Below are 15,895 nucleotides of genomic sequence, written 5' to 3'. Positions count from 1 at the left end.
GTATTTGAGTGTTGGCTTCCTTGCGATGGGATTATTCCCAGACGAATAGACAAGGAGGCAAATACTAGAGGTAGATCACATTTTTGTCCAGAGTAAAAAGCCATCAATTTCATGGCTTTAACGACAATATCCCGACATTACGTCAGGATATTGTCGTTGTGACAAGTTATGAAAGCTTGTACGTCTTTCTATAAACTTTTAAGTCAACGATCGCTTATTTTCTCAGCGCATTTAACTTAGCTTGTGCTAACCCAAAAATGGTGTCGATTGGGTAAGTTCCTTCGTCTGTTGCTTCGCCCGCCGCTTTACCAGTAAATAGCTCAACAGCCTCGGTTACGTGATCGATTGCCCAGATGTGGAAATCCCCCTTCTCTACTGCTTTCACAATGTCAGGACGAAGCATTAGGTTATGCACGTTGGAACGTGGGATGATCACCCCTTGTCCCGCATGACGCCCTTTGATTTCACACACATCGTAGAAGCCTTCGATCTTCTCGTTCACACCGCCAATAGGTTGCGCTTCACCGAATTGGTTCATCGAACCTGTGATCGCAATATCCTGACGGTTTGGCTGTTTCGAGAACGCAGATACCACAGCACAGAACTCAGCCATACTTGCGCTATCACCATCAACACCACCGTACGATTGCTCAAAGGTAATTGTGGTGGTCAGTGGCACACGTGCAGTCTTACCGAACACAGACGACAAGTAAGCAGACAGAATCATCACACCTTTAGAGTGGATGCTACCGCCAAGGTCGACACTTCGTTCGATATCAATCACGTCTCCATCGCCGTAACACGTCGTCGCAGTAATTCGGTTTGGCGCACCAAACATGTGATCACTGGTGCTCAGTACCGAAAGAGCATTGACTTGGCCAACAGCAGAACCATCAGTGTGAATCAAGGTTGTGCCATTGACGAATGTTTCCATCACGCTATCTTGCAAACGACTAACTCGCATTTCTTGGTTGCTCAAAGCCTCTTCCACGTGTCCGATACGGATCATGTTGGAATTCGCTTGGCGAGCAACGTAGTTAGACTCACGTAATAGGTTAGCGATATTGGCAGAATGCAACGAAAGCTTGGTTTGGTCACCAGACAAGCGTGAGCTGTACTCGATAATGCGCGCAATGGCTTTCTTATCGCAGTGCAGCATGTTGTTGTCGTTCACCACACTAGAGATAAAACGTGCGTATTGCAGCTCTGAATCCGGCGTACGTTTCATTTCATCTTCGAAATCCGCCGTTACTCGGAACAGCTCACCAAACTCCGGATCGTAATGTTGCAGCAATTGGTATGTACGGTAATCACCAAACAAGATGATCTTGATATCCAATGGAATCGGTTCAGGATCAAGAGAAACCGCGCCAGTCAGCGTTACTTCTTTCTCTAATGACGTGAAGCTCAACTGACGAGAGCGTAAAGCACGCTTCAATCCGTCCCACACGTAAGGCTGTTCTAGTACCTTTTGTGCATCCATCAATAGCACACCACCGTTCGCCTTGTGCAAGCTACCCGCTCGAATCAAAGAGAAATCGGTGAATACCGTACCTTTGAAGGTTGCGGTTTCAATCGAACCAAACAGCGAGTGGTAGTTCGGATTCTCTTCTACCACGATAGGGAACTCACTGTTTTTGCGATTCACCAGCACGTTGACTTTGTAACGACGTGGCAGTTTCTTATCCAGAGAAGCGGTCGCAATCTCACCTTGCTCACCACTCTGCTCTAAGAAGATCTCAGCGTTTTCAACAATGTCTTTTTGCAGATCGGTTAGGTAAGTTTTGATTTCTGGATACTCAGCGTAATCCACTTTCAACTGCTTGATGAAGTGAGTGATCACATCCAACGTCACATCATCGTTAAGCTTTTTGATCTTCTCACTGAACGAGTCTTCCCACTCGGTTAACTCACGTACCATGTTACGTAAGCTCACTTCCAGCTCATCAATGCTACTGCCGAAGTATTCCTGCTCTTTCTTGCTTAGCTCATCGAAAGACTCTTCGGTATGCAGTTCTTCACCATTCATAGCCACAAATTGATAATCACCTTGCGCAGTGATCGTTAGGCTAATGCCCTTCTCTTTGGCTTCTTTACTGATGGTATCCAATTCTGACTGTTGCTTGTTCGCCAATTGGTTTTTTAGGCGATCGGCACGGCTGTAGTACATCTCGTTATCGAAAGCGAGAGGCAGTGCATTCAGTAGCTTGCCCATCAGTTTTTCGATATCGACTTTAAGCTTGTTACCGATACCGCAAGGCAGTTTCAGTACTTTTGGTGTGCGCGTGTCTTCAAAGTTCGCGACATAACACCAATCAAACAGAGCCGCATCATCATGCTGATGGCGGTTTAAGTAGCGCAAAATCATGGTGCGCTTGCCCAGACCATTCTGACCAATGGCGTAGATGTTGTACCCTTTCTCCTTGATTGACATAGCGAACTCAACCGCTTTTTGTGCGCGTTCTTGCCCAACAATCTCGTCAATCGGAGGTAATTCCTTGGTCGACTTACATGGCATATTCTCTAACTCAGCTACAGAATACAGCTGTTTAGGTTCCAATCTTTGTACTGCCATACTCGCCTCCTTTTTCTTATTGTCTTTACCTCAGTGTAGAGATTATTTGTTTAAATTTAAGTGATTTATCTTCCACACCGGTTCGTTTGGACATTTTACGAACAGCTGTACGTCATTTAAAATGAAAACAAGTCGCACTTGCAATTGATAATTAATTTCATTTAATATCTATTCAAATCGAATTTTGTGGAGATGAAGATGAATATTGAGCAATGCTGGATGCGCTACTTAAAAGCAGAACAGCTGATGGAACAAGGCCATTGGCCAGAAGCTCATCGCTTGTATGAAGATGTTCTCAGCCATTTGCCAAATCACATTCACTCCGCACTCGAAAACGACCTTACCAAACCGTGCCAGTTTGTATGCCTCATCAGCGGTTTGCGCGATGCCAGCGTAGCCCAATCTGAAATTCTCAATAAACTTGGAATGCAGCAAGAGGCGTTTTCAGCCCTTAACCAATCGTACGCTCTGTTCCAGTTCTTACAACTCGAAAGCCATGATTTGATTGGCCGAGTTAGCCAGTTATTGAGTAAGCAAAGTGAAGATTTACTGGCGCACATGGCCGCATTTTGCTCGGCGCAGCGCAATGCTCAGTGGATGATCGAACTCGACCATGTTACTCGTGCTCATGAGCAATTCTTGTATCTGCAAGCAATGACTGCAGCAGAAGCGGGGGCGCCTCAGCTATATAACTAGGCAAGAATAGCCCAGTATAGGTTTCTGCCAACGTGAAAAGGCAGTAACAGTAATAACAACTCGATACACAAGGAAACGTGATGTCCACACAAACCATTCTTTCGGTGAACAACCTGTCTGTCAGCTTTACGACAAACGATGGTATCGTCGATGCAGTAAAGAATGTTAGCTTTGATCTACAAGCTGGTGAAACACTGTCTATCGTAGGCGAATCTGGTTCAGGAAAATCAGTCTCGACCAATGCGTTGATGAGATTGCTGCCGGATAACGCCATTTTGCACGCCGATTCCTCTATCGTCTTTGAAGGCGAATCAATCCTAGATAAATCCGAACGACAAATGCAGAGTATCCGCGGCGATCGTATTGGTATGATTTTCCAAGAACCCATGACTTCGCTAAATCCATACATGCGTGTGGGTATTCAAGTGGCCGAAGCCATCATGTGCCATCGTCCAGTGAGCAAAAAACAAGCGAAGAAAAAAGTTCTCGAGTTGTTCGATTTAGTGCACTTACCAAACCCACAACAAGCTTACGACAAGTATCCACATGAATTCTCTGGTGGTCAGTTGCAACGCATCATGATTGCCATGGCTTTGATTAACGAACCAGATATTCTGATCGCCGATGAACCAACAACGGCACTCGACGTGACTGTTCAAGCTGAAGTGCTTTATTTGATCAAAGAGATCCAAGCGAAAATGGGCATGGCGATTCTCTTCATTACTCATGACTTAGGTGTAGTGAAACACTTTGCCGACCGAGTCTTGGTGATGTGTAAAGGTAAAGTGGTCGAAGAAGGCATCACAGAAACACTCTTTTCTGATCCTCAGCATGATTACACTAAGATGCTGATTAACTCGATTCCAAAAGGCAGTAAAGATCCCATTAAAGAAGGGGCAACTGAACTGCTTAAAGCCGATGACATTCGCGTTAAATTCCTTGTTAAGCCGCATTTTATCGCCAGCAAGAACGAATACTTTGAGGCCGTAAAAGGTATCTCTTTAGAACTAAAACAGGGTGAAACGCTTGGTATCGTGGGTGAATCTGGTTCAGGCAAATCAACGCTTGGCCGAGCCTTGATCGGATTGTTGCCCTCAACCGGGAAAATTCAGTTTAAAGGGCAAGATCTAGCACTTCTGACGGACAAAGAACGCTTCGAGCTGAAGAAAGACGTACAAATGGTCTTCCAAGACCCATACGGTTCACTTTCACCAAGAATGACCGTTGGTGACATCATCACGGAAGCTCTCACCGTGCATCAACCTCAAATGAGTAAAGCAGAACGGATGCAAAAAGCACGTGATGTTCTGCGAGAGGTGCGCTTAGACCCAGCATCTATTAACCGTTACCCACACGAGTTTTCTGGCGGTCAACGCCAACGTATTGCGATTGCGCGCGCGTTGATTCTGGAACCCTCTTTCATTCTGCTTGATGAACCCACGTCGGCATTGGACCGCTCCGTTCAACTGACCGTCATTGATTTGCTTAAAGATTTGCAGAAGAAGCATAACATCGGCTACTTGTTTATCAGCCACGATCTCTCTGTTGTGAAAGCACTGTCTGATCGTGTGTTAGTCATGCAAAAGGGTGAAGTGATGGAACAAGGTACGGCGGAAGAGATCTTCCATAATCCAAAAAGCGATTACACGAGAAAGCTGATTGATGCCTCATTTGATCTTGAAAACAATGAAAATCAACATGATGCAGCCTAGATTCATCACAATTTCATATTCATAAACTAGGATTAAAGTATGGCGAATTTTTCGCCATAACTACGAAAATGGTATAGCTGCCATTCGGTTTGGCCGCCGAGACTGGTTGGTTCAACGTTAGGCTTAGTCACCCTAACGATCAAATTGAGTTCCCCCAACCATGAAAAATGCCGCGATGGATATCGCGGCATTTTTTATTGCGGTTCTGTTAACTGGCGTTTCGCTATCAGTAGCAGAATACGTTCATTAAATATCGAGCTTCTCGATACCCATGTTGTGCAGAGCAAATGCATAAACATCGGTAGTTAGGTCGATTTGTTTGCTCAGCGGCATCCCCGCACCGTGACCGGCATTGACATCAATACGGATCAGCACTGGATTGTCTCCCTGATGCTTGTCTTGCAACTCTGCGATGAACTTGTATGAGTGGGCAGGTACCACACGGTCATCATGGTCTGCTGTCGTGACAAGCGTAGCAGGGTACGAGACTCCCTCTCTCACGTTATGCACTGGTGAATACCCAAGTAGATATTGGAACATCGCCTCGGTTTGCTCAGAAGTACCAAAATCGTATTTCCAACCTTCACCAGAAGTAAAGGTGTGGTAGCGAAGCATATCCAATACACCAACCGCAGGAATCGCCACTTTAAACAGCTCTGGTCGTTGAGTCATACACGCACCGACCAACAAGCCGCCATTTGAGCCGCCACGAATCGCAAGACGCTCTGAGCTGGTGTAGTCGTGCTCAATCAAGTATTCCGCTGCGGCAATAAAGTCATCAAACACGTTTTGCTTTTGTTGTTGAGTACCCGCGTTGTGCCAAGCTTTACCATATTCGCCGCCGCCACGCATGTTAGCGACTGCGTAGATGCCACCAAGTTCTAACCAGTTCGCGACATTTCCTGAGAACATCGGCGTCAAACTGATATTGAAGCCACCATAGCCATAAAGCATGGTTGGTGCGCTGCCATCGAGTTTGGTGCCTTTTTTATATGAGATGATCATCGGAACCTTTGTACCGTCTTTCGAGGTATAGAACACTTGTTGAGATTCGTATTCTTTACGGTCGAACGGTGCTTTCGATTCTTGATAAAGCGTTGACTCACCGCTTTCTACATCAAAAGAGAAAATGGTTGGTGGCGTCACGTAGTTGGTAAAAGAGTAGTAAAGCGTCTTATCTTCTGCTTTGCCTTGCAAGCCATATACGGTGCCTTGGTCAGGTAAAGTCACTTCACGTACTAACTCGCTTTGATAAGTAAACTGCTGAACTTTAGACAAAACATCGACCATGTAAGTCGCGAACAAGTAACCACCACCTTTGCTAATATCCAGTGGTTGCTCCTGTTCAGCAATGATCTCTGTCCATTGTTGAGTTTGAATGTTGTAGCCAACCACTTTGCCGTTAGGCGCATCCAAGTTGGTGTAGAAGATTAAAGTGTCATCTTGGTTATCAATCAAATAAGTATCACCATCGGTTGTATCTCGAAGCGTGATAACGTCTTGCTCTTCTGAAGAGAGATCCACATAAAACAGTCGGTTTCCTGATGTAGATTCCGCACCTGTGATAATCAAGAAACGATCGTCTTTGGTGGTCACTCCCCCTACATAACGATGCTTTTGTGGCTCCAACGCACCAAAGACCACTTTGTCTTCACTTTGCGGAGTACCTAACTCATGGTAGTAAAGCTTGTGCTGCTCAGTACGAGCCGAAAGCTCACTGCCCTGTGGTTTATCATAGCTTGCGTAGTAAAAACCTTTGTTACCAACCCAAGAAATAGTGGTGAACTTGGCGTCGACAATTTCAGGCTCAAGCTGCTGTTTGGTTTCTACATCAATGACGAAGATCTTACGCCAATCGCTACCACCTTCAGAAATGGAATACGCGACAAGAGAGTCGTCTTTAGAGAACTTCACTTCGCCAAGCGATGTCGTTCCTTCTTCTGAAAAAGTATTCGGATCGAGAAAGATTTCCGCCTCCTCTTCTCCTTTGCGACGGTATAAAACGCTCTGGTTCTGCAAACCATCATTTTTATAGAAGTAGGTGTATTCACCATGAACAAAAGGTTGAGAATACTTTTCATAGTTCTGACTGTTCGCCACTAAGTCGCGAATTTGTCGGCGGAAAGGGATTTGACCTAAGTAATCGAAGGTCACTGAGTTTTGCCCCGAAACCCATTCTGCGGTTTCTTGGCTCATATCGTCTTCTAACCAGCGATATGGATCTGCGATGTCGTGACCAAAATAAGTGTCGACGACAGAATCTTTACGAGTTTTTGGGTAATGCATAACGTCCGTGTTACTCCGTTTGAAGTTGAGTGTTTTGTTTTATTATTTTGTTGAGATTTATTCTCAATACCTACCTTAGGGCTCAGGTATAGAATTTCAACCAATTGATTGAAACATTTCTTGTATTTATGAACTGCCTAAAAGTAATGCGAGATAGTTAGGTATCGTTCTCGAATGTGCTCAATCAAGAGCTTTACTTTGTTTGGAGGCTGACGAGTAAAAGGATAAACCGCGTAGATGCCGAGCTTTTTACCGACCAACTCCGGGAAAATATCCACCAGCTCACCGCTACGAATGTCGTGATAAACCAAGCAACGCGGTACGTAGGCGATACCATGCCCACCTAGGGCTGCTTTTCTTAATGCGGTAGCGTTATCCGTAGAGAAGCTGCCCGACACTTTGACGATGTAGTCACCCTGTTTGCCTTTGAACTGCCAGTCGGTCGCACCGGAAGTTTGGTAGGCGTATTGCAAACAGTTGTGCGTGGTTAAGTCGATGGGCTCAATCGGTTTGCCATTTTTGACAATATAAGAAGGCGAGGCACAAACCACCCATTGTGAATCAAGAATATGACGCGCAATCAAGCTGGAATCTTCTAGATAACCAGTTCGAATCACCAAGTCAAAGCCACCAGCAACCAAGTCAACAAAGCGATTATCAAGCGACATATCGACGGTTAAACCTGGATGCATATTACAAAACTCGGCAACGGCGTCCGCCAAGATCAAATCGCCCGAGATAGTCGGCACCGACATTTTGATATGACCGCTGACATTCTCACCAAAGCCTGAAACTGCATCCATAGCCTCCTGAGTGGCTTGCTTCACATTTTTAGCACTGTGTAACAAAACCTTCCCTGCTTCGGTCAGGGTCAATTTACGCGTTGTTCGATATAATAGCTGAGCACCTATCTCTTCTTCTAGCCGCGCAATTCTTTTACTAACTACTGAATTTGTAAGGTTATTTTCTTCAGCCACCTTACTAAAACTGCCCATTTCTATCACCTGTGAGAACAGGATTAGATCATCTGCACGCATTCTATTATGTCACTTTTGGAATAAATCAATTTCATTATTTCCCTATATCTATAAAAAATAAAGGGGTAAATTCACGCTAAATTAACAAAACCATTACAACAAAAATCATCTCAACAGCATAAAGCGGTTCGAGAAGTCAGCGTACGAGGATGTACCAATGAGTGAAACCCTACTTGCCCTTGTGGCGTTTTCGCCAATTGTTGTCGCCGCCATATTATTGGTTGGTCTCAACTGGCCTGCTAAAAAAGCCATGCCTGTTGCGTTCGGTCTAACCGTCGCTATCGCCCTAATGTTTTGGGATATGTCAGCTACTCGCGTACTGGCGTCTGTCTTTCAAGGATTAGGTATTACCGTCTCTGTTCTATGGATCGTGTTTGGTGCCATCTTCTTGCTTAACACTTTAAAACACACTGGCGCGATCACCACAATTCGCAATGGGTTTACTGATATTTCAGCCGACCGTCGCGTTCAAGCCATCATCATCGCTTGGTGTTTCGGTTCATTCATTGAGGGCGCATCTGGCTTTGGTACACCTGCTGCTATCGCCGCCCCTCTATTAGTTGCGATTGGCTTCCCTGCGCTTGCAGCGGTACTAATGGGCATGATGATCCAATCTACACCAGTATCCTTCGGCGCGGTTGGAACGCCAATCATCGTAGGTGTGAACAAAGGTTTAGATACGCACAACATTGGTGAAGCACTGGTTGCTCATGGCTCAACATGGGACGCATACCTACAGCAAATCACCGCAAGTGTTGCCATGATTCACGCAACGGTTGGCACTCTCATTCCGGTACTCATGGCAATGATGCTGACTCGCTTCTTTGGTAAGAACAAAAGCTGGAGCGAAGGTCTAGACATCCTACCTTTCGCGCTATTCGCAGGTGTTGCCTTCACCGTGCCTTACGCACTAACAGGTGTGTTCCTAGGTGCTGAGTTCCCATCATTAATAGGTGGTCTAGTTGGTCTGGCGATTGTAGTTACTGCGGCGAAGAAAGGTTTCCTCGTTCCAAAAACAAAATGGGACTTCGAAAGCGAAGATAAATGGCCAGCAGAATGGCTCGGTTCTCTAAAGATCAATCTTGATGACAACCCAGGCAAACCAATGAGCCTAACCAAGGCTTGGGCACCATACGTGATGCTAGCGGTTATCCTAGTGGCAAGCCGCGTAAGCCCTGAGTTCAAAGGTCTACTTAAGAGCGTAAGCCTATCGTTTGGTAATATTCTTGGTGAAACAGGTATCAGCACAGCGATTCAACCTCTATACCTTCCGGGTGGCATCTTAGTCTTCGTAGCGTTACTTGCGGTTCTTCTGCAAGGTGGCGGCGCTAAGTCACTAGGCAAAGCATTTGGCGAATCAAGCAAGACACTGATCGGTGCAGGTTTCGTTCTTGTGTTCACTATCCCTATGGTTCGTATCTTTATTAACTCAGGTGTCAACGGCGCCGAGCTAGCAAGTATGCCAGTCACTACGGCGAACTTTGCAGCAGACCTCGTTGGCTCAGCATTCCCGGCGTTGAGTGCTACTGTTGGTGCCCTTGGTGCATTCATCGCCGGCTCTAATACCGTGTCGAACATGATGTTCAGCCAGTTCCAGTTCGAAGTGGCGCAGACACTGACTATCTCAAGTGCCATTGTGGTTGCCCTTCAAGCGGTTGGCGCTGCTGCGGGTAACATGATTGCCATCCACAACGTTGTGGCTGCCTCTGCAACAGTTGGCCTGCTAGGACGAGAAGGCGCAACGCTTCGCAAGACCGTTATCCCAACGTTCTACTACTTGGTGGTCACAGGCATCATCGGTCTGATTCTGATTTACGGATTCCAAATCACCGACGCTTTAATGAAGTAACACTTACGCAGGGTCTCCCCCGCCCTGCACTTTCTCCGGCACAGCGGTCAGCACTACTACCCCGACTTTTGGTGTGGCTTGCTGCATCAATGCCCGACCGGTGTGCCAGTCTTTTTCAGTGCAGATAATTGATTGTTCCGTGTATGAAATGTCTCACAGCTCAATCACTTATCTATACTCTAATTCTGACGTCGACTGCCGAAAGGATGGCAGTCAGTGAAACACTGACAGAGCAGGTGCTCATTGACTCAGGACGCAATCTTAGAATAACAGCCAGGACACACGAATATGATTATCTCTGCTTCTACAGATTACCGCGCTGCTGCGAAAGCCAAGCTGCCTCCATTCCTTTTCCATTACATTGATGGCGGTTCATACGATGAGCGCACATTGAAGCGCAACACCGATGACCTAGGTGACGTTGCACTACGTCAACGTGTTCTGCGCGATATGAGCGAGCTAAGCTTAGAAACGGAAATCTTCGGTGAAAAGCTGGCGATGCCTATTGCTCTAGCGCCTGTTGGCTTAACAGGTATGTACGCACGACGTGGTGAGGTTCAAGCAGCAAAAGCGGCAGAAAAGAAAGGCATTCCTTTCACCATGTCGACCGTATCCGTTTGTCCAATTGAAGAAGTGGCCCCTGCGATTGAACGCCCAATGTGGTTCCAGCTGTATGTTCTGAAAGACCGTGGCTTTATGAAGAACGTACTTGAGCGCGCGAAAGCCGCTGGCGTAACAACGCTGGTCTTCACTGTGGATATGCCAGTGCCAGGCGCGCGTTACCGTGACATGCACTCCGGTATGAGTGGTCCAAATGCGGCGATGCGCCGTGTATTCCAATCTATGCTTCATCCTAGCTGGGCATTAGATGTGGGTGTATTAGGTAAACCTCACGACTTAGGTAATATCTCCACTTACCGTGGCGAGCCAACCAAGTTGGAAGACTACATTGGCTGGCTGGGCGCAAACTTCGATCCTTCAATCTCTTGGAAAGATCTAGAGTGGATTCGAGACTTTTGGGACGGCCCAATGGTCATCAAAGGTATTTTGGATGAAGAAGATGCAAAAGACGCAGTTCGCTTTGGTGCGGATGGTATTGTTGTCTCAAACCACGGTGGTCGCCAGCTAGACGGTGTGCTTTCTACAGCAAAAGCTTTGCCTAGCATCGCCGATGCCGTAAAAGGCGACCTGAAGATTTTCGTTGATTCAGGTATACGCACCGGCTTGGATGTCGTGCGTATGCTGGCACTTGGTGCAGATTGTACGCTACTTGGTCGCTCTTTTGTTTACGCACTCGCAGCGCAAGGCGGTGCCGGCGTAGAGAACTTGCTTGATTTGTATGACAAAGAGATGCGCGTAGCAATGACACTGACAGGGGCGAAAACCATCTCTGACCTATCGCGTGATTCACTGGTAAAAATGCCATAAGCTTAAAGAACTTCCTACTAGCAGCATGAAAACAAAAAAGCGAGCCTTCAAGCTCGCTTTTTTGTCTGTTCATTCGTATCAGCTTACGTGGTGCTCGTACTCAATCACAACCTGATTACCTTCAACAAACACGTTGCGGATCTCACCGTCGACAGTAATGCGGTTTTGCAAATATACCGAACCAGAACCGGAGATATCTCGTTCAGTCAAGGATGGAATAACTTGTCCAGGGCGAACGTGTAATTGCTCACATAGCTGTTTAACAAACCCCAGAGTTAGCGGAGCATTGCCGCGTAACAAAGAAGAGAACTCATGCAGACTAATACCTAGACGTTTTGCCATCTCCATTTGGGTAAGGTGCATTTTTGCTTTTTGCGACATCCAAATGTCGTAGAGCGCATTTCTATCTAGCTCTGTAAATTCCATGGTTCATCTCCGCATATCAAATTAACCTTACAGTCTCATAATTGAACTTGATAAATGTTAGCGATGAGTCAAAGAACCTACAATTGATGGTTCGAATGATAGCGCTTATCTTTCAAACTTCGAGTTTCATCACACGGGACTAACCGAGCGACACATAATTTGCATTTCACCTTTCCTGTCATTGACTTGTATTTACATAAAAATCATTAACGCCTAACTAAATACTCATCCTTTGATTTTCCGTACTTAAAAGATGAACGTTGATTTTTCGAATCACATCATTTTGCTAGGGCGAAAACTCAAACTCTGCTACCTTTCACCCATTGTTCTAAAAAATGAAACTTTACTTATGCCACAGTGGTTTACAGAACTTCAAACTTACGTCATGGCGAACCATCAAGATTGGAGCAGTAGCGTACTGTTCATAACAATCGCCAGCTTTTTTGCTTGGGTTGCTTGGCGCGTCCTCTATTCTCGTCTCGCGATTTTATTTGAGAAAACCCCTTTCCATTGGGATGACCTTTTACTCGAAGCACTCAAGACGCCCATCAGTACCTTAATCTGGTGTTGGCCAGCAACGGTCTCGCTTGGCATCGTACTGCAAAGTGAGTTAGGTAATGAGTTCAACTGGCTCAGCACCCTCAAGCTCATCCTCGTGATCAGCATCTTAGTTTGGATCGTGATGCGCCTCATCACAAACGTCGAAGATTACGTTCTCGAACAGAAAACCCGCGACGAGACCACAGTACAAGCCGTGGCGAAAGTTGCACGTCTGTTCTTTATCGTTATTGGCGTTCTTACGGTAATGCAGGCATTTGGCCTTAGCCTGTCTGGCTTACTGACCTTCGGTGGTGTCGGTGGTTTGATTGTCGGTTTGGCCGCAAAGGACCTACTTTCTAACTTCTTTGGTGGTTTGATGATTTACTTTGACCGCCCATTTAAAGTTGGAGATTGGATCCGCTCTCCTGACCGTCAAATTGAGGGCACGGTGGAGCGTATCGGCTGGCGTATGACCAGCATTCGCACCTTCGATAAGCGTCCTTTATACGTACCGAACTCTGTCTTCAGCAACATCGTAGTAGAGAACCCATCACGCATGTTGAACCGTCGAATCTTTGAAACGATTGGCCTGCGTTACGACGATTCGGACAAAGTGCCAGTGATCATTGATGAAGTGCGTGAAATGCTGAAGAATCACAAAGACATCGATACACGCCAGACCCTCATCGTGAACTTTGATGCGTTTGGAGCGTCATCTCTTAACTTCTTTATCTATACCTTCACCAAAACAGTGAACTGGGTTCGCTACCACGAGGTGAAGCAAGATGTACTGCTCGAAGTGATGGCGATCATTAAAAAGCACGAAGCGGATATCGCGTTCCCAACACAAACGCTCAAGCTCGACCCAATTCAAATGGCAAAAGCTCAAGCACAAGAAGACAATGGCTTCTAAACACAGCCAGAGAAATCACAAAGCCCGCTTTTTATAAGCGGGCTTTTTCGTTACTCGTTTTTCAAACTTACTGCTGCGCTAGGATCATACGCGCGTTCAGTGGTTGAATTGGTCGATTGTTGTGACCCATCGCTTTCGCAAAGGCTTTTACTTGTTCTGGAGAGATAGTTTGCGTCTCTTTGATCACCAACCAACGAACCCCTTCAGAACATGGCGGTGTCGTTAGAGAGCCATTAAAACGGTAGTACTCTTTATCACTCGGGATTAAGGCATCCGCATCAAATGGGACTTTAATCGCTACGTCCTGATCTTTATTTGGAACGTTAGCCAGCAGCTTCGCGAGGTCTGGGTTCGCGTCACCCAATTTAAAGAACACCGCCACAACCGCTAGGTGGCCCGCCTTATCCGCATGAACAAAGTGCGCTTCCAATGGGTACTCTTTACCATCAACGTGGTTTTCAGAAGGTGTGTGGAAGTGGAATTGCTTCAGTGTGAATTCTTTGCCGTCAACCGTTAGCGTATTGTTGCCTTCTAAACTGGTTTGCAGCGTGTGGCCATTATTGAGCAACGACATTACCTTGCCTTCATAATCGAAGTTCAACTTATCTAGCTTCGCTTCTGTCGTTGATTGAATGTCAATCGGGCTTTGGTTCTGACCTTTAGCACATTCAGAAGCAAACTCCCCCCAATTCGCTGGGCCGTGTTCTCCCTCATATCCCCAGTTTGCTGCGTTTGCTGAGCCTGCAAATACCAATGCTAAACCAAGTGCTGTCAGTGACTTTCTCATTTTCATTTCCTTTTGTATTCATGGTTAGGTAAATAAACACGTTCATCAGATCGTGTTTATTGCATGCAGTATTAACAAACGAATGACAGAATTGGATTAGCTCGCGCTATGCAATCTATGTTTACCTGCCAAATTTGGAAATGATCTCCACATTTTATGTAATTGATAAGTCAATGATTAGAGCGCATAAGGTTGCGGTTCGAACTCAAATCGTTTTGGTTCGCTACCCAAATGCCGTATTCCCCTCAATCCAACAATGTCTCTCACCCCGTAACTGGCTTAGACCTCATACCGAATATATACCCCCTTTAATAAAGTGAGGAATCATCGTTTATCTATTTATGGCAAATTATTTAAAACCACCAAGAAAAATGATTTATTTAAAATTATATTATTCACTTTCTTTAATAATGTAATTTTATTTTTATATTACTGACTCTTTTAAATTATTAGAAACTTGAATTATGTTTATTATCTGTTAATCAATTGTTAACTGCCAAGCGAGTCACGTTAATTTATAAATTACGCCTATATTATATTTTGGTGTTTCCATAACAATAATGTGAATTAAGGACCCCCAATGAAAGCATATGTATTTGACGGAAAAGACACCGCTAAATTAGTCGAGCGAGAAAAGCCTGAAATTATTAATCAAAGTGATGTCATCGTTAAAATCGAAAAGACAACCATTTGTGGGACTGACTTACATATTTTAAGAAATAATGTAGCAACGTTTAAACCTGGCACAATTATGGGTCATGAAGGCGTCGGAATTGTAGAGTCTTGTGGTGATCGCGTTAATAATTTTAGGCCAGGCGATCGCGTCATTGTTTCATGCATTACCTCTTGCGGCAGCTGCAAAATGTGCCAAGTGTCTAAATTTGGCCAGTGTTTAGATGGCGGCTGGTTGCTCGGCAATGAAATTGACGGATGCCAAGCTGAATACGTTCGCGTCCCTCATGGTGACACCAGCTTGCACCTTGTTCCTGATGACATCGATACCGATTGTTTGGTTCTGCTGAGTGACATCTTCCCAACGGGATATGAAGTGGGCGTCCTTGATGGCCAAGTCCAACCTGGCTGCTCTGTGGCGGTGATTGGCTGTGGTCCGGTTGGCCTTGCGGCATTAATGACTTCTAAGTTCTTCTCTCCAAGCGAAATCTACGCGATCGACAATAACCCTCACCGCCTTCAAGTCGCTAAAGAGCTAGGCGCCACACACGCAATTGATAACTCAGATGGCACAGCAGTACAGCAAATTTTGGACATGACCGATGATGTGGGCGTAGACGTCGTTATCGAAGCCATTGGTATTCCTGCTGGCTGGGATATGTCTCAAAAGCTGGTGTGCCCAGGAGGTAACATTGCAGTACTTGGTGTGCACGGTAAGCCAGCAATCATCAACCTTGAAGACATGTGGAAACGCAATTTCACCATGACGGCAGGCATGGTCCATACCCATACTATTCCGATGCTGATCAAACAAATTAGAGCGGGTTACTTAAAGCCTAAAGATCTGATTAGCCATCAATTTACCTTATCAGAAGCAGAGGAAGCGTATTCAACATTTACGCATGCCTCCGACCATAAATCATTAAAGGTCATTATTTCTAACGATTGTTCATAGTAAAAATATGTTGAGGCTA

Annotated in this window: 11 protein-coding genes; 6 read left to right on the top strand and 5 right to left on the bottom strand. The window is 45.5% G+C overall.

All coding sequences use genetic code 11. The features are described 5' to 3' along the window. Positions 1-214 precede the first annotated feature (214 nt). Entirely contained in the window at positions 215-2,575 is a 2,361-nt protein-coding gene (locus KIO97_RS08110) for a Lon protease family protein (protein WP_005432237.1), read from the bottom strand. 198 nt (positions 2,576-2,773) lie between these two features. On the opposite strand from KIO97_RS08110, the gene KIO97_RS08105 reads away from it, so the two are divergent. After that, positions 2,774-3,271, top strand: a complete 498-nt coding sequence (locus KIO97_RS08105; protein ID WP_045370723.1) for a hypothetical protein — start codon at positions 2,774-2,776, stop codon at positions 3,269-3,271. Positions 3,272-3,351: 80 nt separating this feature from the next. Beyond that, positions 3,352-4,983, top strand: a complete 1,632-nt coding sequence (locus tag KIO97_RS08100; protein ID WP_285381829.1) for an ABC transporter ATP-binding protein — start codon at positions 3,352-3,354, stop codon at positions 4,981-4,983. 246 nt (positions 4,984-5,229) lie between these two features. On the opposite strand, the gene KIO97_RS08095 is transcribed toward KIO97_RS08100, so the two are convergent. Both KIO97_RS08095 and KIO97_RS08090 read right to left on the bottom strand, forming a co-directional pair. Next, a complete protein-coding gene (locus tag KIO97_RS08095) occupies positions 5,230-7,269 on the bottom strand; it encodes a prolyl oligopeptidase family protein (protein WP_285381827.1) in 2,040 nt (679 codons plus the stop codon). 137 nt (positions 7,270-7,406) lie between these two features. Next, positions 7,407-8,306, bottom strand: coding sequence for a LysR family transcriptional regulator (locus tag KIO97_RS08090; protein WP_285381825.1), 900 nt, complete (start codon positions 8,304-8,306; stop codon positions 7,407-7,409). Positions 8,307-8,463: 157 nt separating this feature from the next. Here KIO97_RS08090 and KIO97_RS08085 point away from each other — a divergent pair, with 157 nt between their 5' ends. Both KIO97_RS08085 and lldD read left to right on the top strand, forming a co-directional pair. Continuing rightward, complete coding sequence (locus KIO97_RS08085) at positions 8,464-10,155, top strand: L-lactate permease (RefSeq protein ID WP_122020832.1); 1,692 nt, start codon at positions 8,464-8,466, stop codon at positions 10,153-10,155. Positions 10,156-10,443: 288 nt separating this feature from the next. Next, the gene (lldD, locus tag KIO97_RS08080; protein WP_045396395.1) at positions 10,444-11,583 is read left to right on the top strand and encodes an FMN-dependent L-lactate dehydrogenase LldD; all 1,140 of its coding nucleotides are present in this window, start codon (positions 10,444-10,446) and stop codon (positions 11,581-11,583) included. 78 nt (positions 11,584-11,661) lie between these two features. Here the strand turns inward: lldD and KIO97_RS08075 are convergent, their stop codons facing one another. Then, positions 11,662-12,009: a helix-turn-helix transcriptional regulator gene (locus tag KIO97_RS08075; protein ID WP_005432247.1), complete on the bottom strand. Its 348-nt coding sequence runs from the start codon at positions 12,007-12,009 to the stop codon at positions 11,662-11,664. 349 nt (positions 12,010-12,358) lie between these two features. Here KIO97_RS08075 and KIO97_RS08070 point away from each other — a divergent pair, with 349 nt between their 5' ends. Continuing rightward, positions 12,359-13,462 carry a mechanosensitive ion channel family protein gene (locus KIO97_RS08070; RefSeq protein WP_285381822.1) on the top strand — a complete coding sequence of 368 codons (1,104 nt, stop codon included), beginning with the start codon at positions 12,359-12,361 and terminating at the stop codon, positions 13,460-13,462. Positions 13,463-13,529: 67 nt separating this feature from the next. Here KIO97_RS08070 and KIO97_RS08065 read toward each other — a convergent pair whose 3' ends face one another. Beyond that, positions 13,530-14,249 carry a carbonic anhydrase gene (locus KIO97_RS08065; RefSeq protein ID WP_038891499.1) on the bottom strand — a complete coding sequence of 240 codons (720 nt, stop codon included), beginning with the start codon at positions 14,247-14,249 and terminating at the stop codon, positions 13,530-13,532. 580 nt (positions 14,250-14,829) lie between these two features. Here KIO97_RS08065 and KIO97_RS08060 point away from each other — a divergent pair. Then, the gene (locus KIO97_RS08060; protein WP_038891498.1) at positions 14,830-15,876 is read left to right on the top strand and encodes an alcohol dehydrogenase catalytic domain-containing protein; all 1,047 of its coding nucleotides are present in this window, start codon (positions 14,830-14,832) and stop codon (positions 15,874-15,876) included. Positions 15,877-15,895 lie beyond the last annotated feature (19 nt).

It is taken from the genome of Vibrio sp. B181a (genome assembly GCF_030248375.1).
In the GTDB taxonomy this organism is placed as follows: domain Bacteria; phylum Pseudomonadota; class Gammaproteobacteria; order Enterobacterales; family Vibrionaceae; genus Vibrio; species Vibrio campbellii.
The sequence above is the reverse complement of the archived record's forward strand: the minus strand, read 5'-3'. Positions and strand labels throughout refer to the sequence as shown.

What these genes read in the sequence shown, in the direction of transcription:
- KIO97_RS08085 (WP_122020832.1), top strand. Translation starts at nt 8,464, where the DNA reads ATGAGTGAAACCCTACTTGCCCTTGTGGCGTTTTCGCCAATTGTTGTC.
- lldD (WP_045396395.1), top strand. Translation starts at nt 10,444, where the DNA reads ATGATTATCTCTGCTTCTACAGATTACCGCGCTGCTGCGAAAGCCAAG.
- KIO97_RS08105 (WP_045370723.1), top strand. Translation starts at nt 2,774, where the DNA reads ATGAATATTGAGCAATGCTGGATGCGCTACTTAAAAGCAGAACAGCTG.
- KIO97_RS08090 (WP_285381825.1), bottom strand. Translation starts at nt 8,306, where the DNA reads ATGCGTGCAGATGATCTAATCCTGTTCTCACAGGTGATAGAAATGGGC.
- KIO97_RS08100 (WP_285381829.1), top strand. Translation starts at nt 3,352, where the DNA reads ATGTCCACACAAACCATTCTTTCGGTGAACAACCTGTCTGTCAGCTTT.
- KIO97_RS08065 (WP_038891499.1), bottom strand. Translation starts at nt 14,249, where the DNA reads ATGAGAAAGTCACTGACAGCACTTGGTTTAGCATTGGTATTTGCAGGC.
- KIO97_RS08110 (WP_005432237.1), bottom strand. Translation starts at nt 2,575, where the DNA reads ATGGCAGTACAAAGATTGGAACCTAAACAGCTGTATTCTGTAGCTGAG.
- KIO97_RS08070 (WP_285381822.1), top strand. Translation starts at nt 12,359, where the DNA reads ATGCCACAGTGGTTTACAGAACTTCAAACTTACGTCATGGCGAACCAT.
- KIO97_RS08095 (WP_285381827.1), bottom strand. Translation starts at nt 7,269, where the DNA reads ATGCATTACCCAAAAACTCGTAAAGATTCTGTCGTCGACACTTATTTT.
- KIO97_RS08075 (WP_005432247.1), bottom strand. Translation starts at nt 12,009, where the DNA reads ATGGAATTTACAGAGCTAGATAGAAATGCGCTCTACGACATTTGGATG.
- KIO97_RS08060 (WP_038891498.1), top strand. Translation starts at nt 14,830, where the DNA reads ATGAAAGCATATGTATTTGACGGAAAAGACACCGCTAAATTAGTCGAG.